The sequence below is a fragment of the Paenibacillus sp. FSL R7-0189 genome (assembly GCF_037969925.1).
Classification (GTDB): domain Bacteria; phylum Bacillota; class Bacilli; order Paenibacillales; family Paenibacillaceae; genus Paenibacillus_AQ; species Paenibacillus_AQ odorifer.
In genome coordinates this window covers 3,411,760-3,430,706 of record NZ_CP150223.1, presented here as the reverse complement: position 1 = coordinate 3,430,706, position 18,947 = coordinate 3,411,760, and the positions used below count along the sequence as shown (strand labels likewise).

At 42.3% G+C, this 18,947-nt stretch carries 14 protein-coding genes and 1 riboswitch; of the genes, 2 read left to right on the top strand and 12 right to left on the bottom strand.

Annotation, left to right across the window (positions count from 1 at the left end; translation table 11 throughout):
- Positions 1 to 762: 762 nt before the first annotated feature.
- The 12 genes from MKY63_RS14955 to MKY63_RS14900 all read right to left on the bottom strand — a co-directional run bounded on the left by MKY63_RS14955 (position 763) and on the right by MKY63_RS14900 (position 16,793).
- Positions 763 to 1,572 (bottom strand): alpha/beta hydrolase, encoded by an 810-nt coding sequence (locus tag MKY63_RS14955; protein WP_036685387.1) that lies wholly within the window; start codon positions 1,570 to 1,572, stop codon positions 763 to 765.
- A gap of 105 nt (positions 1,573 to 1,677) precedes the next feature.
- Positions 1,678 to 1,864, bottom strand: a riboswitch (cyclic di-AMP (ydaO/yuaA leader).
- A 320-nt stretch (positions 1,865 to 2,184) separates the two neighbouring features.
- Positions 2,185 to 2,358, bottom strand: coding sequence for a hypothetical protein (locus MKY63_RS14950; protein ID WP_169744809.1), 174 nt, complete (start codon positions 2,356 to 2,358; stop codon positions 2,185 to 2,187).
- 84 nt (positions 2,359 to 2,442) lie between these two features.
- Positions 2,443 to 3,201: a Nif3-like dinuclear metal center hexameric protein gene (locus MKY63_RS14945; protein ID WP_256717807.1), complete on the bottom strand. Its 759-nt coding sequence runs from the start codon at positions 3,199 to 3,201 to the stop codon at positions 2,443 to 2,445.
- 60 nt (positions 3,202 to 3,261) lie between these two features.
- On the bottom strand, positions 3,262 to 5,316 hold the full coding sequence (locus tag MKY63_RS14940; protein WP_076098801.1) for an alpha-glucuronidase family glycosyl hydrolase: 2,055 nt from the start codon (positions 5,314 to 5,316) through the stop codon (positions 3,262 to 3,264).
- An 82-nt stretch (positions 5,317 to 5,398) separates the two neighbouring features.
- Positions 5,399 to 6,418 carry an endo-1,4-beta-xylanase gene (locus MKY63_RS14935; RefSeq protein WP_256717804.1) on the bottom strand — a complete coding sequence of 340 codons (1,020 nt, stop codon included), beginning with the start codon at positions 6,416 to 6,418 and terminating at the stop codon, positions 5,399 to 5,401.
- A gap of 44 nt (positions 6,419 to 6,462) precedes the next feature.
- Entirely contained in the window at positions 6,463 to 7,995 is a 1,533-nt protein-coding gene (locus MKY63_RS14930) for a glycoside hydrolase family 43 protein (RefSeq protein WP_081382396.1), read from the bottom strand.
- Between the two features lie 47 nt (positions 7,996 to 8,042).
- A complete protein-coding gene (locus tag MKY63_RS14925; RefSeq protein ID WP_076098843.1) occupies positions 8,043 to 8,945 on the bottom strand; it encodes a carbohydrate ABC transporter permease in 903 nt (300 codons plus the stop codon).
- 59 nt (positions 8,946 to 9,004) lie between these two features.
- Positions 9,005 to 9,973: an ABC transporter permease subunit gene (locus MKY63_RS14920; RefSeq protein WP_076098803.1), complete on the bottom strand. Its 969-nt coding sequence runs from the start codon at positions 9,971 to 9,973 to the stop codon at positions 9,005 to 9,007.
- 84 nt (positions 9,974 to 10,057) lie between these two features.
- A complete protein-coding gene (locus tag MKY63_RS14915; protein WP_076098804.1) occupies positions 10,058 to 11,764 on the bottom strand; it encodes a sugar ABC transporter substrate-binding protein in 1,707 nt (568 codons plus the stop codon).
- Positions 11,765 to 11,879: 115 nt separating this feature from the next.
- A complete protein-coding gene (locus tag MKY63_RS14910) occupies positions 11,880 to 13,415 on the bottom strand; it encodes a response regulator (RefSeq protein ID WP_076098805.1) in 1,536 nt (511 codons plus the stop codon).
- A 17-nt stretch (positions 13,416 to 13,432) separates the two neighbouring features.
- Entirely contained in the window at positions 13,433 to 15,235 is a 1,803-nt protein-coding gene (locus tag MKY63_RS14905) for a sensor histidine kinase (RefSeq protein ID WP_076098844.1), read from the bottom strand.
- 19 nt (positions 15,236 to 15,254) lie between these two features.
- Positions 15,255 to 16,793: a response regulator gene (locus MKY63_RS14900; RefSeq protein ID WP_076098806.1), complete on the bottom strand. Its 1,539-nt coding sequence runs from the start codon at positions 16,791 to 16,793 to the stop codon at positions 15,255 to 15,257.
- 261 nt (positions 16,794 to 17,054) lie between these two features.
- Between MKY63_RS14900 and MKY63_RS14895 the strand changes: the two genes are divergently transcribed.
- Both MKY63_RS14895 and MKY63_RS14890 read left to right on the top strand, forming a co-directional pair.
- Positions 17,055 to 18,257 (top strand): MFS transporter, encoded by a 1,203-nt coding sequence (locus MKY63_RS14895; protein WP_076098807.1) that lies wholly within the window; start codon positions 17,055 to 17,057, stop codon positions 18,255 to 18,257.
- The gene (locus tag MKY63_RS14890) at positions 18,250 to 18,915 is read left to right on the top strand and encodes a TetR/AcrR family transcriptional regulator (RefSeq protein WP_076098808.1); all 666 of its coding nucleotides are present in this window, start codon (positions 18,250 to 18,252) and stop codon (positions 18,913 to 18,915) included. The genes MKY63_RS14895 and MKY63_RS14890 overlap by 8 nt, the downstream gene beginning before the upstream one ends.
- Positions 18,916 to 18,947: the final 32 nt, after the last annotated feature.

Sequence of the window (18,947 nt, the reverse complement as noted above, 5' to 3'; positions counted from 1 at the left end):
CTACTGTTTCTTTCCCACGTCGGATGAGCTGCTTACTACGCCCCTTCTATACACTTACATCCACTACTTAGGGTCTACTGTTCTTTCCCACGTCGGGTGAGCTGCTTACTACGCCCCTTCTATACACTTACATCCACTACTTAGGGTCTACTGTTCTTTCCCACGTCGGGTGAGCCGCTTACTACGCCCCTTCTATACTCTTACCTTCACTACTTAGAGTCTACTGTTCTTTCCCACGTCGGGTGAGCTGCTTACTACGCCCCTTCTATACTCTTACCTTCACTACCTAGAGTCTACTGTTCTTTCCCACGTCGGGTGAGCTATATTTGATGCTGTGGTAGGGTAGGGACATTAAGTGGCGTTCTAGGTACAATATGCTTGTAAATGTTCAACATCCACCGGTTAGTAAAATACCAAAGGCTGGCTCATTCGTAGATTTCACTACTGATGAGCCAGCCTTTAGTTAGATATCCATTATATTAGGGAAATCCTCCCTAATATTCATCGATAATCGCTTTAAAATAAGGTTTTTAGGGAAATCCTCCCTAAAAATTCATGCAAATACCCATTTATGACTAAAAACACCCTATTATTAGGGAGAATTTCCCTAATCCACGTTCTAGGAGCCATAATCACCTTCACTTTAGGGAGAATTTCCCTAAAGTTCTACCCAGAAAGACGTCCCATAGCCAGCTCATTCCCCCTGGCTATGGGACGCCTTTTTCTACTTAAACGCTTCGCTTGTAAAGGTCTCCCTATAGATCAGCTAATCTGCTGACTGCCCTGCTGCTTCTCCAAGAAACGCTGAAGAATCGCATTGAATTGCTCCGGCTGGCACAGATTACTTGGATCTAATGCGTTCGGAATAATCGCCAACTGCGCATGTGGCAGCTGGGACACCATTTCCTTCATACAATTCACTCCAAATTCATTAAAGTCCCCTACAATACATAAAGCAGGACGTTTAAAAGCCTTTAAGCATCTGGTGTAATCAACATGGCTTGTAGCCAGTCTTTGCCGATATAGCTCCCGGGGACGTTTGTCCAGCAGCCCTCTTCTAATCTCATTGTAGGCCAGACTCCAGCGCTCTCGGTACATCATCCGAATCGAAGGCAACACCAGCTCGCTTGGGAGATAATACATTAGCAAACTGCAATATGCTGCCATAGTTTGTATTTTCCCTACAATTGTTGATCCATGAGTCCTACAGAAGCTGTCTGCGACCACAATGGCTTTTACACGCTCAGGATATTGTTTGGCAATATGCTGAACGACTAAGCCACCATAGGCGATTCCTACAAAAACTGCTTCACGGATACCTAGGTCATTCAACAGCATAATCAAATCCAGACATTGCGTCTCAATAATCTCATGTGGGGCTTCCAGCAGTTTACCAGACTTACCATTCCCCCGTAAATCGCACAAAATCACTTTATATTTATCGGAAAAATACTCCAGCTGTGGTTTGAACATACTGTGTGTTAATCCATGTCCATGGATAAACACAACCGGAGTGCCAGTTCCATTGATTTCATAATAGAGCGAAGTTCCGTTCAGTTTAGCGATAGGCAAAGGTAACACCTCTTTCATAATAAATTCTACGACTATATCTGCTTAAAAACGCAGCAAAAAACCACAGAGGGATTCTCTGTGGCTATTCATCACTAAACACGCCATTCATCCTCTCTCCATACGCTTACGAGGTTAGCTGTCGGATTCGGGCAGTGAGAGTTGCCCTACCTGCAGGGATGCATGTTATGCACCCGGAACAGGATTCACCCCATAACCAGTGCCGACTCTCACATCGGCTGCCAGTTGTTGGTTCCCCCGCTTTCCAGAAACGGAAATTAAGCGGATTGCTTATGTAATTGTAAATTTAAGATAATTGTCAGTTCTGAGATGAATCATACTCTTGTAAGGTTTGCTTGTAAAGGAGGGCTCTGGTCAAAATAATGTTGAAAGCAATGCTTTTCATTTCATATTGAGCATACTCTTCATTTTCTCTTTCTTTTGCTCTTGTTTACTCGTTTTATTTAAGAAAATGGCTCTGAACCAAGCCAAACGGAGGTTAAAACACCAGTACTTTCTATATAAAGGCCATCCTTTTCACTGGAGATATGAAAAAAGCTAAGCAGAATCAGAGATATTCCCCTGTCCACTTAGCTTCCTCTTACAATACTATGGCTACAAAAGATCGGCGTTTTTCAATGCATGCTCCCAGCTTGGAAAAAAGAACAGCGCACTTCTCATAAGCTCAGGATCGCTCTGCTTTACTTGTTTTTTACTGATCGAGCTTCCGTCGCTTTGCAGCTTTTTGATCCGACTTAATACTTCATCAGCCTCCAAAGGAATTTCCATTGAAACACTCCTTTCTCAGTGACCTGTTTCCCTTCATTTTCTCCATAATATGTTTATTTATTCCGTACTCTTTATTTCCCCAGATTAAACCATCTGATAGATGGGTTGTTCAGCAATGAACCGGTTAGGAAGCATGGGATATTTGTCTGCTAAGATTTCAGCTAAATATTTCATTCCCGGCGCTTCACTCTCCGCATGACCTAACATGATGAGCGCTTTAGATCTGCCTTGGTGCCCTGCATCCCGCACATATTCCGGAGTCTCCCACTCTGGTCCCTCACCAGCAATAATTAAATCAAGATTGTGATCATTAAAAAGCGGAATAGCCATCGTCCCGCCTCCTCTGTAACCTACTAATATCCCTACGCGTTTGCAGGAAAGAGACAGGTCACCGGCAGCGCGTACATAAGAGATCCCTAGCTTACTTTTAATATATTGAGCAGCTTCCAGTACAGTCATAGCAGGAATAGTGAGAATCGTAGCAGCTGCTTGCTGCTCTTCCACGTATGCGGACCAATCTAGTTCTCGCAGTAAACCCACCATAATTCCATCCGGCTTTTGCCGATGCCAATAATCATGATAACGAAAAATAGCAATTTGGGAATGTTCGATCAGACTTTTTTTCGCATGATAAACCGGATCACCTTCTAACCACTCGCTCGCCGCATGATGGCTATAAAATACACCTTCATGCGTGATCAGCAAATTGGCTCCTAACGCTATTGCTTGCTCCACAACATTTTGTGTGGCAGAGAAGGCCGTAATAATCCCTGTGACTTCAGTTTCCGGTTCCCCTGGGTTCAGAATATCCACAGTCCCTTCTACCTGTTCCACAGTTCCCATTAAATCTTCCAAAATCGCTCTAATCGTGAGGCTCACTATCATCATCCCTCGATTCGAAATCTAATAAATCTTTCTGCCTTTAAGATCCTCAATTCCGCTCTTGCGGTAAAAATACGTATTGATCCGATCTCTCCATTCCTGCGCATGCTCTGCTTGCTCTTCAAGACGTTGCTTCACTTGCATATACAATCCACTATCCACGCTGCCTTCAAGTGATTCCCATGTCGCTAGAAGCTGTGCAGCCTGCTCAGCCCCCTCAAAATGAGTATCGTAGATATGCTGAATAATAGTTTGCCCCGATTGCAGAACATACGTGTATGGAACATGATGAAAGAACAGCAACAGCTCTTCCGGACAAGACGCTAGATTCTCATAATTTGATGCATTAAGCCCCATATACTGTCCGCTATAACCCGTTCCCGATTTGACTGAACGATCCACACCAATGCCCTTATGATCCGCATAATGGTACGTTCCCCACTTGGCGTATTCATACCCATCCACATTCGGCCCATAATGATGATCCGGATTAACCATCCAACCCACACCTAATGGAGCTGTGTAAGATTCGTAAATCCTCCATGAGTCCATCAACATCCCGCGAATAGCAGCCACTAGACCTTCATCAGTGCCAAAGGTAAGCCGAATCCATTCCTCAGCTATTTCTTTTGCCGTCAGCTCCGGATTCCAAATTAATCTTCCATATCCATACAGATTAGCTTGAGCTAACCCATGCCCCGTCCAGTTCATGTCATCTCCAACATTAGTTACAGCAGCCACACCATTATACTTATTTCCCCACACCGATCCGTCCACAATATGTTTCACAAGCGTAGTTTTCCCTTTGGCATAAGTATTGAAATCAAGGACTTCTTTCCACTGTGGAACAAGATAACAGAGATGCCGCTGCTGCCCCGTATATTCTTGAGCAATCTGAAACTCCATCAGATGATAGGTATGTTCCAGTGCGCCAAACAGCGGAGATACCGGTTCTCTAACTTGAAAATCCATCGGTCCATTCTTGATTTGCAACACTACATTATCATTAAATCGGCCATCCAATGGTTTGAAATGATCATATGCCGCTCTGGCCCGATCTGTCTTACGGTCACGCCAATCCTGCTTGCAGTTATATACGAAACAACGCCAAATCACGATTCCGCCAAACGGCTCCAGTGCTTCTCCCAGCATGTTGGCGCCATCTGCATGGTCACGCCCGTAAGTGAATGGTCCTGGTCGATTTTCTGAATCCGCTTTGACCACAAACCCGCCAAAATCAGGTATCGCTCGATAAACCTCACTAGCCTTATCTTTCCACCATTTCCGCACCGCTGGGTCCAGAGGATCAGCTGTGTCCAATGCTCCGATCTGTATCGGGCTGGCGAAGTTAGCACTGAGGAATAGCTTAATTCCGTATACGCGGAATATTCCTGCAATCAACGCGATATCAGGCAAATATTGCTCCGTTATAAATAGAGATTCAAGCTCATGAACATTCACATTGTTAATCGAAATTGCGTTGATCCCCACAGAGGACATCAATCTGGCATAATCACGTAGCCGCTTTGTATCGTTAAGAAATTGATTGGACTCGTAAAAAAAGGAGCGTCCAGCATAGCCACGTTCAATACTGCCATCAAAATTATCCCAGTGATTAATCATTCGCAGGCCGTTCACCGGATTCATAGATAAATCTAGAGAGTCTATCTCGCTTTCTGTTCCTATCAGCCGTAAAAGATGGAATACACCATACAAAATTCCAACAGGCGTTAAAGCACCGATAGCGATACATCGCTCAGTAGCGTTTGTACGTATAAGGAAACCTTCAGGACCTAGTGAATCGGTTCGCTCTCCTCCGAATACTCTACCAATTAACGGATTCCCCCCTTGGAAGGTTCCTATAACGATACACGGTCCTTCTGGTTGCGCTGTGAGCAGTGGCGCTTTGCCCAGCATAGAGGTCATCCCCTGTATGAATTCCGCGGCTGCTGCCTGAATCGTCTCGTTGTCCTCCGTTACAACCAACTCACCACACCAATTTAAATATTGATTGTATAGAGATCCAGATTTCAGCTTGCCATAGTTGAGCCAAGCCTCATAAGCGGTATTTGTCATGTATATTCCTCCCGTATAAATAACCCGCCCTGGATTGAAAAGGACGGGTTCATGATTCGCAAGCTTGAGCAGATTACCCGCTCTATGATTTGGTGACAGCTTTAAGCAATTGGTGATAAGCTGGCTTAGGATTATGCTGCTCATCGAATAGAAACGGCCAATTTTTCCGGCCCCGAACAGGGAAGCCGTCCAGCCATGTATAGTCATCCGCTGCTCCCCAGAAAGTGACTGAGCTAATCACGTCGCGGTATTCTTTCAACAGAGCAAACATCGCTTCATACCGCTCTGCCTGCAGCTCGAGCAGTTCGGCAGGTGCAACCTTTAAATCCATTCGTTTGTCATCGAAACGGAACATGGACACATCCAGCTCTGTCAATTGGAGCTGAAGCCCTAAAGATGCATACTTCTCAATAGCAGCACGTATTTCATCTAAGTCCGGATCGTATAGATTCCAGTGCGCTTGTAATCCGACGCCATGGATCGGTACTTCCTGTTCCAGCAGCGACTTCACCATTTTATAGATTTTGTCGCGCTTAAGGGGATTAGACTCGTTATAGTCGTTGTAGAATAACAAAGCCTTTGGATCGGCTTCATGAGCGAATTCAAACGCTTTGCCGATAAACTCCGGTCCGACAATATCCAGCCACTTTGACTGGCGAAGAAGTTCTTCTCCTTCATCTGCAATAACTTCATTTACAACATCCCAAGCATAGATATCTTCCTTGTAACGCCCAACCACGGTCTGAATATGTGATTTGAGCCGTGCAAGCAATGCCTCTTTGCTTACAGGCCCACCCTTCTTATCCTCAAACAACCAGTCCGTAGTCTGGTTATGCCAGACTAAAGTATGCCCACGCATAGCCATATGATGTTTTCGGGCGAAGGCAACCAACTGATCTGCTAGTTTAAAGTTATAAATGTCTTCAAGCGGATGCAGACTTTCAAACTTCATCTCATTTTCAGCGGTAATGCTATTGAAATGATAGGCGAGCAAATGCTCCTGTGATTGTATCGTCAACGGGTTAACGGCTGCGCCAATTTTGAAATCCTCAGCAAATATTGTTTTTAGAGCAGGTTCTGTGTAATCACTAGCTTGTCTCAACAAGTTCCCTCCTGACAAACGCATTTATATCAGTATTCGAATAATTAAGACTGATAATCGAACCAATCGAAGTAGGCAGGCACCTCAGCCACCTTGCCATGACCTGTTGCATATAAGCCGATAAGTACACCCGTAAATCCATTTCCTTTTACAGCTTGAGGGGATAATGGATACGCTGCTGCTGTTGATAGCTTATTCCACTCCTGCCCATCCAAAGAATACAGGAAGCTGTATTCGTTAAGCTCAGCCTTAGCTTTCAAATAAATTCGCTCGGCAGTAGTTGGAATCTCTACCGCTGTATGGGTTATTCCATCCATGGTCACATGAGCTGTAATCACTCTTTGGCCGTTTTTTTGAACAAGTCCAATTTCATAATGAGCGTTCTCATCTAATCTGGCGCAAAGTCCAGCCTCCACATCAGCAATAGATGAAGGCATTTCAAGCAGTGTGCTCCATTCTGCTGAAGTATGCTGCTGTCTTCTGCCTACAAAAGCCACTTGGCCTACTTCACTGAGACCTTTCGGTTGTCCTCGAAGAGATAACCATCCCTGCCGTTCGTTTAAGGACCAGCTTCCCTCAGCCGGATTCCGCAGAAAGGCTAATCCCAGCGGCAATACATGTTCATCAAAATCATATCTTCCACTAGTCTCAGGTTTTGGTGATTGACCAGGTACACGTGAAACCTTCATTTCCAGTCCGACAGTGTCTTCATTATTATCGATCATCGGCCATCCGTCTTCAGTCCAGTTTACGGGAGCAAGGAAAGTCTCTCTTCCAAGCACAGTAAATTTTGCATCTACTAGTCTTACTCCAAGGAATACGGCCCACCAATCCCCGTTACGATCCTCAATCAAATCGGCATGCCCTAAATACTGAATGGGATTATCAGTACCGCTGTGCGTCAATATCGGATGCGGCAATCGTTCAAATGGTCCATAAGGAGAGGAGCTGCGGCCAATGATCTCCCGATGTTCCTTAGCCGTTCCTCCTGAAGCCGTCATGATATAGTACATTCCATTTATTTTGTACAAATGGGGTCCTTCCGTCCAAGGTCCGCCATCCCCAGTCCAGATGACAACAGGTTCTGTTAATGCTGCTCCCGTAGCGATATCTATCTCATATTGGATGGCATGGGAGTCATAATCTGCCCCCTGCTGGGTGGTTACATATACTTTTCCATCCTCATCAAACATTAGAGAAGGGTCAATTCCTCCATAAGGAATACTAATCGGATCTGACCACGGACCCGCAGGGTCCGTAGCCGTAACATAGAAATTTCCTTTCCCGTGTACTTCGGTCGTTATCATGTAAAACGTTCCTTCATGATACCGGATCGTTGGGGCAAATATCCCTCCAGAGCTCTTGCTTTTACGAGTATCCAGCTGACTTACACGATTGAGCACATGACCTATTTGTGTCCAGTGAATCAAATCCTGACTATGAAAAATAGGTACGCCAGGGAAATACTCAAAGGAGCTGCAAACTAAATAGTAGTCATCACCTGCCCGGGTGATACTTGGATCAGGATAGAAGCCTGGAAGTATCGGATTCGTGTATGTGATTGAAGATGGGGTCATAATTTAACAGACAACCTTCCTATTACTTAATAGTGATTGCAAGCTCCTTATTCCTTCACGCTTCCTACGTTCATTCCAACTACAAAATATTTCTGCATGAATGGATAAACTAGCAAAATTGGAACCGAAGCAACAATAGTAACGGCTGCACGAATGGACTTTGGAGTAACCATTGACCCCGCTGACTCAGCAGTTACCCCTGCCCCGTTAGCTACACTTGCGTTACTATTCGCATTCATACTAGATGATATTAATTTCATTAATTCATACTGTAATGTACTCAAGTGTTGGCGGGAAGAAGTGTAGATAAAAGCATCAAACCATGAGTTCCATGCACCTACCGCGACAAAAAGGGCGATGGTAGCAAGAACAGGCTTACACAAAGGGAAAACTACTTTCATGAAAATCTTGAATTCCCCTGCACCGTCGATTCTCGCGGATTCCATAAGACTTTCATGCAAGCCGCCAATGTAAGTACGGATGACGATCATATTAAATGCACTTATCATAGTCGGTATTACATATACCCAAAACGTATTAATCAAATGAAGATCCTTAATTAGGAAATAGTTTGGAATCAGACCCGCATTAAAATACATGGTTAGGACGAAAATAAAGGTAATCTGTTTGCGGAAAACATATTCTTTCCGGCTTAAAGTATAAGCAAGCATTGTGGTCAAAAATAGATTCAGGATCGTAGATATCACTGTTCGTGCTACCGAAATCCAAAAAGCAGGAATAATTGTACCAGAGGCAAAAACTGCCTTGTAGTTTTGTATGGTCCACTCTCTAGGCCATAGATAAATGCCGCCACGGATGGTATCATTCCCCGCATTAAAGGAGACTGCTATAGTATTCAGGAATGGATACAAGGTAACAATAACTAGACAAACCATAAATATAGTATTGAAGGTGCCGAACACTACGGGTTCGAACCCCAAATTTCTCATCCGTTTTCCAGCATTGCTTTTTGGAGATTTTTGAGGAATCAATTGAGTTTTTTCCATGATTATAACAGCCTCTCTTCCCCTAGCCGCTTCGAAGTCCAGTTAGCTAATAGCAGCAACGTTACACTTACGACTGTTTTAAATATACCACCCGCAGTGGCTAAGGAATAATTCCCTTGCCCAATCCCGTATTTCAATACAAATATATCAATCGTATCCGACCAGTCTACAGTAAGCCCGTTCCCTAATAAGTACGGAACCTCAAATCCGACATCCAGTACATGTCCTATGGACATTATCATCAGGATTACAATGGTTGGTCTAATTCCCGGCAATGTTACATTGAACATTTTTTTGTACCGGTTAGCCCCATCAATCTCAGCAGCCTCATATAAAGCTGGATCTATAGAAGCAATAGCAGCCAAGTAGATGATAGTACTCCATCCAACCTCTTTCCAGACGGTTGAAGCACCCACAATACCCCAGAAATACTTCCCTTCACTCAACCAAAGAATCGGTGAATCAATAAGATGTAATTTCATGAGTACGATGTTGATAATCCCGTCGTTAACCGAGAGGGAGACACCTACAATCCCTGTTACAATAATCCAAGAGAGGAAGTGAGGCAAGTAGGATATGGTCTGCACGGTTCTTTTCCAAAATACGTTTTTGATTTCATTAAGAAGTAAGGCCAATGTTATCGCGGTTATAAATCCTAGAAAGAAATTAATTAATCCCATAGCCAGTGTGTTTCGCAGTACCCTTAAAAAGGTATCGTCCGTAAATAGAAACTTGAAGTGTTTCAAGCCAACCCACGTTTGTTCGCCAAAAGCCTTAGCTGGTTTATAATCCTGAAAAGCCATGGTCCATCCCCAGACGGGTACATAAGCAAATAATATAATATAAAGCAGCAATGGAACCGACATCCAAATTAGCTGTTTCTGATTCTTAATCAAGGTCATAGTAATCGGTTGCTTCTTTTTTCTTTTAGGATGCCGGTTAACTTTTTTTCCCGTTAAAATCTCATCCATATATTTTCTCCCCACATCATCCATATATTTCAGAAAGTGGTTGGCTAATAAGCCACCACTTTCTGATTTTTAAGCAAGCTCTAACTATTTAACACTCCAAGTATCAAATCTCCATTTAAGCTGTTCATTGATTCTGTCTTCGTAGGCTTTGATATCCGCTTTATTAAGTTCTTTAACAAATTCAGCCCAAACTTTATCGAAATCGGAAGGACTAGCCAAGATTGCTTTTGGCAAGAACTTGGTTTTAACTTCTCCCATCTTCGTATCGGCAATTTTTGCTGGAGAATTTTCAACAAGATCTATGGACCAAGCAGGGTAAGCTACTGGGTTCGGTCCAGGCTTACTGAAGAAATCTACATAACTGTTGAATCCATATGCGTCGAGGACTTCCTTGTCAAACGCTTCCAATCCTGCCTTATATTCTTCTGGTTGGGCTGCCGCATCCGTTGAGTTACCGTCTGCAAAGTACCCTTGCATTTTCGGAGCGGTAGCATACCAAGCTTCTGCTTTGTTACTCAGCTTCCATGTAGCATCAACTGCGTTATCCCGTTGTTCTTGGGTTCTCATAAAGCGGCCGTTTTCCACAATATAATCTTCGCCTTCAATACCCCAAGTGAGAGTTCTTTGCCAATCTTCTTGAATCAATGTGTCCATCAGTTTAAGGATTCTCACTGGATCCTTAGCATTGACAGTGATCCCGAATCCATTATTCAAGTTAAGCGCAGGGCGATCCAGATAATAATCTTTGGTGTTGGTATCATACACAAGAGGCAGACCTACATAAGTTCTCATATCTTTCTCTTGTGTCTTGAGTGAATCTTCTGCTTTACCAAAGTTCCAGTGCTGATCAAACATTCCCAGAACGGCTCCGCTGGACAATTTAGCTAAATATTGGTCATAATCCATTGTAAATGCTTCTTTATCAATAATACCCAATGCATTCATATCATTAAGCTTCTTGTAGTACTGCTTAGCATAGTCTTTATCCGCAAAGACTTCTGCCACGTTATCATTAACCACTACTCCGCCATCATTAGGATGCCCGATCAGATGCTGAGGAGCATTAAACAATCCCCAGTTTCTCCAGTCTTTGTTATGAATCTCAAACCCAACTGTTGGTTGTCCATCAATGGTTGGATTCTTCTCTTTATACTTAACGATAAGATCGAAATACTCATCCAAAGTTTTAACCACTGGATAGCCAGCATCTTTAAGTACAGCTTTCTGAATCCAGAAAGCTGGGCCAGAGTAATAGGTTGAATTCACATCACCGTTATACGCACCATAGTTTGGAAGTGTATAAATATGTCCATCATTTGGATCCTTCATCATGTTCCAGTAAGCTGCGTAATGCGCTTTCAAATTTGGAGCGTGTTCTTCAATCAAGTCCTCGAGAGGAATAAATGCACCTGCTGCCGTCAGTTGGGTATTAGAACTCATTAGATCTGGATAATCCGAACCGGCAATCATAACGCCAAGCTTCTGTTTAAGATCTCCTGCCAAGAATTCGAAATTGAATGAGGCGCCTGTTTTTTCTTTAATCATTTTATAAATTTTATTATCTGGTGTTGGTTGCTGGCCTGCTTCTCCAAGAAAGATACTAATTTCGAAAGGTTCAATCTTATCAGAATCTGTTCCTGCTGCAGTTGAAGTGGCTGTTTCTGCTGGTTTGTCTTCCCCCTTAGCCGTCGTATTGTTGCTGTTATTTCCTCCGCACCCTGCTAAGGTAAAGCTTAGGGATAACACAGCAATCAGACTAAGTTTCCATTTGGATATTAACTTGCCCCCCATAAAGCACCTCCATATATTTGTTGGTGTAACAATGTTGTAAGCCCTTACAAGTTAAATTATAGAGGTGATAATCTTCTGAAAATACGCCAGAATTAAAGATGTACCCCCAAAAAGTTTAGGTATTAGTGTTTTTAAATTCGTTAGGACTCATATGCAGCTTTTTTTCAAATTGCTTGAGGAATTGACTATAATTTCCATAGCCCACTTTCTCAGCGATTTCACTATTTTTCAACTTATTTTGTTGAAGTAAATGTACTGCCTCTTTTATTCGGAGGTTATGCAGCTGTTCATTGAAATTAATTCCGTTCTTCTTGATCAATAATTGGCCCAGATATACCGGGTGCAGGAAAAACACCTCTGATAGCCTCTTAATAGTAAGACATTCGCGAAAATGCTCTTCAATATAATTGTTAATCTCCTGAACAATCCCCTGTGATCTTAGGTTTTGTTCCTTAAGAAGGATGTCAATACTGGCCTCGCCGCAGAATAGCAAATTACGCATTAAGTCCGTCAAGGTGATCATTGAGTCTAACATCGCGGGAATTCTAATTTGATTAGATAAGGAGGACTCATGGACTTCACTGGCTTCCGAGGTAAACTCAATAATCTTATACATCATATGAATAACAATTTTCTTCACAACCTCTGGAGCGATGCGCTGCTCACGGAAACTGCGGGCTGCCGAGTTCACAGCTTGGCTAAAATCTGCGGAGTCCAGCGTATTAATAGGTCTTATCAAGTCATCCATCAGTTGAATTTGATCATAATGATAACTGAAGGGACTATCCTTAATCTCTTGATAACTCAGGACCTCTGCATTTTCAGGATAATAAAAATAATACATTAATGCTTCTTTCGCCGTTCGGTAACTGTTCCCGATCTGAAGCAAGGAGCCTGCGCCAGCGCCAGCTGCAATATACAAAGCTTGTTTAGGGTGTTCATTCAGCAATGGAGTTGCGATCTGATCGATCACAGCTCCCTCAGTGGACAATGAATTGTATCCGTATACGATTCCAAAACAATGACTCTCCAGATCCATCAGAAACATCGAATCTTTATCGGTTAGGAGGGCTGAGGCTTGCTCTCTGATCTCCGTATACAAAACCGGCTCTGTCTGTATCAAACAAATATTCCAATGGCTTTTCCCTTCCGATAGTCGGTTAAGGACCTCCTGATTCGACTGCTCAGCTTTCTCATGCAGCATTCCTTTCAGGAGAGAAATAGCCTCCTCCGCGGAGGCTATTTGATTTAAACTGCGCTTCTGAGCTTCCTGCTCCAACTCCTGATATATCTCCAGCAATTCTTCTGCCGCCTCTTCAGGAAACACTGGCTTCATCAGATAATGATTAATTCCATAATGTATAGCTGTCTTGGCATATTCAAACTCACTATAACCACTTAGTATGGCAAATTTGATCTCCTTAATCTCAGCTTGTTGCCAAGCTGCGACCATCTCCAGCCCATTCATTAGCGGCATATTAACATCCGTAATTACAAGATCTGGCTCTAGCTGTTTCATTAACTCCAGTCCCTCTTTGCCATTGCTGGAGGTCCCACATACCTCAAAGCCAAGCTCCTGCCAATTAATCCACAGCTGCATCGCTTCAAGCGCACTAGGCTCATCATCGATCAATAATACTTTGTATTTCATAGGAGGTCCCTCACTTTCTAGCTATTCTTCCGTTCCAGGAGTTTTAGTGGAATGTCAAAAGTGACAATGGTCCCTTCATCCGGAACGCTGCTGATATCAAAACGGACCTGATCTTCATAGTACAATTCTAATCGGCGGTACACATTGCGGATTCCGATATTTGTTCCCGAAGACGCTTCATTTTGAACATTACCTAATAATTCTTGCAGCTTCTCTGGCTCTATCCCTTTACCGTTATCAGAGACGGTAACTTTTAATCGTCCCTCCTCCACTAACGTCTTCACTTTTATCACACCTAGTCCCTCTATGGCCTGTAGACCATGTTTGCAGGAATTCTCAACGAGCGGCTGCATGCTTAGCTTGGGAATCTTATATTGAAGCGACTGCTCATCGATCTCAAATTGATAGTCGAATTTATCCCTGAACCGGAATTTTTCAATTTTCAAATACATCTCAATGAAAGTCATTTCTTCTTCCAAGGTAACGAGATCCTCTTTCCAGCTCAGCAGCCGTCTAAGTAATTTCGATAAACTCTTAATGATATCCGTAACATCTGAGTAATTATTTTTAGTACAGACTACCAAAATGGCATTTAACGTATTAAACAGAAAATGCGGATTCATCTGGCTTTGCAGGAAATTCAGCTCAGCCCTTACTCTTTCCATCTCCAGATTATTTTTTTGAATCTCCAGTTTATATACATCATTGATCAAGGAATTAATGGTAGTGGTCATCCTGTTAAAATTACGGATCAGGCCCCCGATCTCATCCTGACCTTCATCAATCCGAATCAGCTCAAATTTCTCATTGGATACTTTCTGCATATGTCTGGATAACCGTTTCACCCGATAATTATAGGATCTTAACATCACATATAAAAAAGCGGTTGTGATTAGCGTGACAATGGACGCCAGAATCCCTGCATAAATCCGAATCTCCATTATCGCTTGGGTAATACGCTCACCTTGTGTAATTCCTATTATCCGCCAGCCCTTTATATAACTAGCTCCGCCGACGGGTACAATATGAACGTCCTCCTTGCGCTCATCATCCTGCAGCTTGAACACGGGATAAGGTTCCGCGGTGCCTCTTTGATAGCCGCTTTGTGCAGACATAATAATCTCGTCCTGCTCGTTAACTAAATAAAGACTCAAGTAATCTTTTTCTCTGATAATCACGTCATATATTTTACTGAGATCCAAATCAATTCTAAGCAGCTTTTCAAATTTATTGTATGAGCTGTAAGCGTCCATTCGCTCAATAACACTCAAATAAGGCGCTGTAGAAATCACACTAGAGGTATCACTCATATGATAAGCGGCAAGAAACAGATGTTTATTCGCAGCCTTCGACTGCTTATACCATTCACTATTCATTACCTTTTCATTGATGATCTGATAGTTGCTGCCAGAAACAATGGAATCATTGTTTGTAAATACAGTAATCCGTTCAATCTGATTATTCACCGGCATATAGCTGTTCATGCGGTCTCTCAGCTGTTCATCAAAAGTGTCATAAAATTCAATAGAGTTCCCATACGTCCGCTCAAGCAATTCATACAGGTTCTTATCGGCAGAAAGCGTATAGCTGACAGCTACCCCACCTTCAATGAAGTCATGAATATCCTTTCGGGCTCTTTCTAAGGATATCTCTAGATTCTGCTGCTCTCTCGATTTGATCAGATCGGAAATCCGATCCAAAAAAACAAGGTTAATAATAATGATAGGGAGAAGAACACCTATGATATAAATAAGGGAAAATTTATAATTCAAGGGAATATCATTCACTACTTTTCTAAATCTGAATTTTTTTCTCTCCATATGAAACACCTTGCTTCCCCTAGAGCTGTTGGTTCTTATTCTCATTTTTATACACGGATGGTACTACCCCTACAAGCAGCTTAAATTTATCTATAAAATAATCAGTGTTAGAGAATCCCACCTGCACCGCTATATCCGATATCTTTAGCTGTGTTCGTTTCAGCAGACTTTTCGCCTCTTCAATCCGTTTGGCATTTAGGTATTCACTAAAACCCTGACCCGTTTGCTTTCTGAACAGTTGTCCCAAATAGGTAGAATTAATATGAAATTGTTGTGCCAAATCCTGAAGCTTTAATTTATTCCGAAATTCCCGATCCACATACTGAATAACCTTGTAGATCGTATTTTGTTCATTCTGCTGCTCTAGTTCAGACAGATAGACGGCAGCCCGTTCACACAGACTTTGTACATAACGGCTTAATATAAAATAATCACTAAGCTCACCTAGATTTCCGTATTCTTGCTGAAGCTTAATCATAATCGTATCCGGGTCTCCATTCATTTGAGCTATAATTCTACAGATCGTAAGCTCTAAATGGGCCACTTTTGCTTTTACAACTTCAAGGGTCAGCAGATTCTCGACGAAAGCAGTGAACGCTTCTTTTACACAAGGCTGGATCTGTTCCGTATCATTCGTTTGGACCTTATGCAGCAGCTGTCTGAAATGATCCTCATGCGGTTCTTCCTTTTTCAGGTTCCTAAGCTCACTATAATAAAAGACCCCTCTTTTCTGCTGGTGCGTTTTTCGTTTCCATACCTCAAGTGCCTGCCTATAAATCTCTCGAATAGAGCTCACCCCGACCATTCTGCTGCTAAGTGCTAGAAAAACCGGTTCTGGTGATTGCTCAGTGAGATCCGAATACATCTGGTTGACGATAGACTCCAGGCTCTCATTCCCGATAGAAGCAGACTGAAGAATGATCCCCGCTCTTCCCGATCCGTCTTGAAAGAAGCAGAAGTTTTCCTTAGAAAAATAATCGCTTATCTGCGGCTGGTATGGATTCATAGAGGAGGCCGGTTCAATAAGAATACACATTACCTCTGCATCCGCTTGAAGCTTCAAGGTGTTTCGGGTTAGAAGCTCTAAATTTTCGTTATACTCCCCTTGGATCAGGCGGTTGATGATATTATTTACGATAAAAAATTGCTTTTTATCAAACCCCTCATTGGAAGCGATTTCATTTTGGATTATTGGAGTGATCCTGCTTAATAAAGCCTCTATTTCTTCATCATCAATGGGTTTTAATAAATATTCATTTACCCGCTGGCGCAATGCCGTACGTGCATACTTGAAATCATCATATCCAGACAAAATCACAAATTTAGGAGGTTTCTCCATCACCTCATTCAACTTTGTAATAAGCTCAAGACCGTTAATTACAGGCATATTAATATCCGTAAGAACCAGTTCCGGTTTATTCTCCTGGATAAGCCTCATCGCATCCGTGCCGTTTTGAGCTTCACCACAAACTTCATAACCGAATTTTCCCCAGTCGATCATCGTCCTTAGCCCCTCTAGAACCCAGGGTTCATCGTCCACGATCAGAACCTTAAGCATGATGTTCGCTCCAATCTTATTAAGATAAGCCCGCGCTTTACACCAAAATATATAGATCATGCTATCATACTTGGATAATGATGTGAATTCATAAATTTTCCTTCTTTTGTTTAAAACAGTACTTTTTTTACTTGAAAAAACATACTAAAAACAGCGTATCCTAAATTTCAGACACACCTTTACAAGGGCCCATCATTCCATTATTATAGTTTACATCGAGTAAACCTTTACACAGTGTAAACTATATAGGAGGGCTATGATATGAGCAGCTTATCTAAGTCTGCTAGATTTCCACTTTTCATTCTGATGTTGAATCTATTTATCGCTTTATTGGGGCAAGGTATGGTCATTCCCATTCTACCTGAATATCTGAAACTGTTTAATGCGTCAGGGGCTGCCGCCGGATATCTTATTGCGGCTTTTGGAGCAGCACAGTTTATTTTTTCACCTATAGGGGGACAGCTTTCGGATAAATGGGGCCGAAAATCAATGATCATTTCCGGAATGTTTTTAACCGTCCTTTCAGATCTGATATTTGCTGTATCTACGACATTGCCCCTACTTTACATCGCTAGATTTATTGGGGGTATAGGTATCGGAATCATGGTCCCTTCCAATATGGCCTATGTCGCTGATATCACCACCCATGAAACCCGTGCAAAAGGTATGGGGTACTTGGGGGCTTCCATGAATTTGGGTATGGTACTTGGTCCAGGGTTAGGCGGGATTATCGCTGGGTTTGGCATACGGGTGCCTTATTTTTTTGCGGGTGGACTTGGGCTTATCGCTACGATACTTTGTTTTTATATGCCAGAGACACTACCAAAGGAAAAACGGAAATCCGTTAACAAATGGGCCCCTCGGGAATCCATTCGTAGTCAAATCGTAAACTCATTCCGGACGTCCTATTTCCGCTATCTTCTGCTCATTCTGATCATGACATTTGGTCTGATGAATTATGAAACGGTGTACGCCCTTTTTGTGGAACAAAAATACGGTTTTGATACAACGAAAATCTCAATCATTATTACGGTTGGTGCTATTATAGGCATTATTGTGCAGATCTGGCTGCTTGATCATCTGATTAAGAGACTTGGCGAGATAAAGCTTATACGTATATCATTGGTGATGACCGCTATAACCTTATTGTTGATGATATTCAAGATCAATTTAGGTTATTTATTAGTGGTATCAGGTTTATTTTTTGCTTTTAATGCTTTTTTACGACCCACAGTAAGTACATTGATTGCCAACTCAGCTGGTGATCGGCAAGGATATGCTGCCGGATTAAATACAACGTACACCAGTATAGGAAACATACTTGGACCCATTTTAGCGGGATTGATGTTTGACAAACATATTAATATTCCCTATATTTTTGGGGCAATTATCCTGGCATCTGCCTTTTTCATCACCTTACAAAAACCAAAAAAAGAGCAAGAAAGGAGTGTCGCCCATGACTGAGAACTGGCACCAGAATTTAAAAAACAAAAACCGGGAAGAATTAATTGCTGCGGCGAAGGATCTTTTTATGAAGCAAAGCTTTCTCAAAGTTAATATTAAGGATGTCTGCGACGTGGCTGGTGTAAGCCGGGTTACCTTTTATAAGCATTATCAGTCCATGAACGAACTGATTTTTGAGGTCCAGATGGAAATTCTGGAGAGCATGACCCAATTTGTTAGAAGCGCACCTTCTTCAATTGAAATGAATGGTAAGCAAATGCTTGCTTCGATGCTTAATGCTTGGATTGATTATGCCCGGCAACACCCAGGTTACATCAAATTCATTCTTCTATTCGATTTGCATTTTGAAGCCTATGATTACAGTAAAGAACTCAAAGAAAAGTACAAAGATTTTGTGATGCGGAGAAAAGAACGACATTTCTTAATGGATGCTCTGGAGGCCGGAGTTAAAGATGGATCGTTAAAATTTGATACAGAACCCTTATCCACTGCTCATTTCATCTTCACGTCTATGATGGGTTTATTACAGAAAATGAGCCTGATTTCCAAAGACGATTTCAACAACGAACTTCAGGATATTCAGATTGCTAACCGATTTGTGGACATGTTAGTTCAGTATTTAAGTACAGAAAGTGATGAATCTCCTGCCTTGAAGTAAGGGGATCCATCACATTCTACGTAATAGAGAGA

Excerpts from the sequence above, each read along its gene's own strand:
- MKY63_RS14950 (WP_169744809.1), bottom strand. The coding sequence starts at position 2,358 with ATGGAAATTCCTTTGGAGGCTGATGAAGTATTAAGTCGGATCAAAAAG.
- MKY63_RS14945 (WP_256717807.1), bottom strand. The coding sequence starts at position 3,201 with ATGGGAACTGTGGAACAGGTAGAAGGGACTGTGGATATTCTGAACCCA.
- MKY63_RS14940 (WP_076098801.1), bottom strand. The coding sequence starts at position 5,316 with ATGACAAATACCGCTTATGAGGCTTGGCTCAACTATGGCAAGCTGAAA.
- MKY63_RS14930 (WP_081382396.1), bottom strand. The coding sequence starts at position 7,995 with ATGACCCCATCTTCAATCACATACACGAATCCGATACTTCCAGGCTTC.
- MKY63_RS14925 (WP_076098843.1), bottom strand. The coding sequence starts at position 8,945 with ATGAGAAATTTGGGGTTCGAACCCGTAGTGTTCGGCACCTTCAATACT.
- MKY63_RS14920 (WP_076098803.1), bottom strand. The coding sequence starts at position 9,973 with ATGGATGAGATTTTAACGGGAAAAAAAGTTAACCGGCATCCTAAAAGA.
- MKY63_RS14915 (WP_076098804.1), bottom strand. The coding sequence starts at position 11,764 with ATGGGGGGCAAGTTAATATCCAAATGGAAACTTAGTCTGATTGCTGTG.
- MKY63_RS14910 (WP_076098805.1), bottom strand. The coding sequence starts at position 13,415 with ATGAAATACAAAGTATTATTGATCGATGATGAGCCTAGTGCGCTTGAA.
- MKY63_RS14905 (WP_076098844.1), bottom strand. The coding sequence starts at position 15,235 with ATGGAGAGAAAAAAATTCAGATTTAGAAAAGTAGTGAATGATATTCCC.
- MKY63_RS14900 (WP_076098806.1), bottom strand. The coding sequence starts at position 16,793 with ATGCTTAAGGTTCTGATCGTGGACGATGAACCCTGGGTTCTAGAGGGG.
- MKY63_RS14895 (WP_076098807.1), top strand. The coding sequence starts at position 17,055 with ATGAGCAGCTTATCTAAGTCTGCTAGATTTCCACTTTTCATTCTGATG.
- MKY63_RS14890 (WP_076098808.1), top strand. The coding sequence starts at position 18,250 with ATGACTGAGAACTGGCACCAGAATTTAAAAAACAAAAACCGGGAAGAA.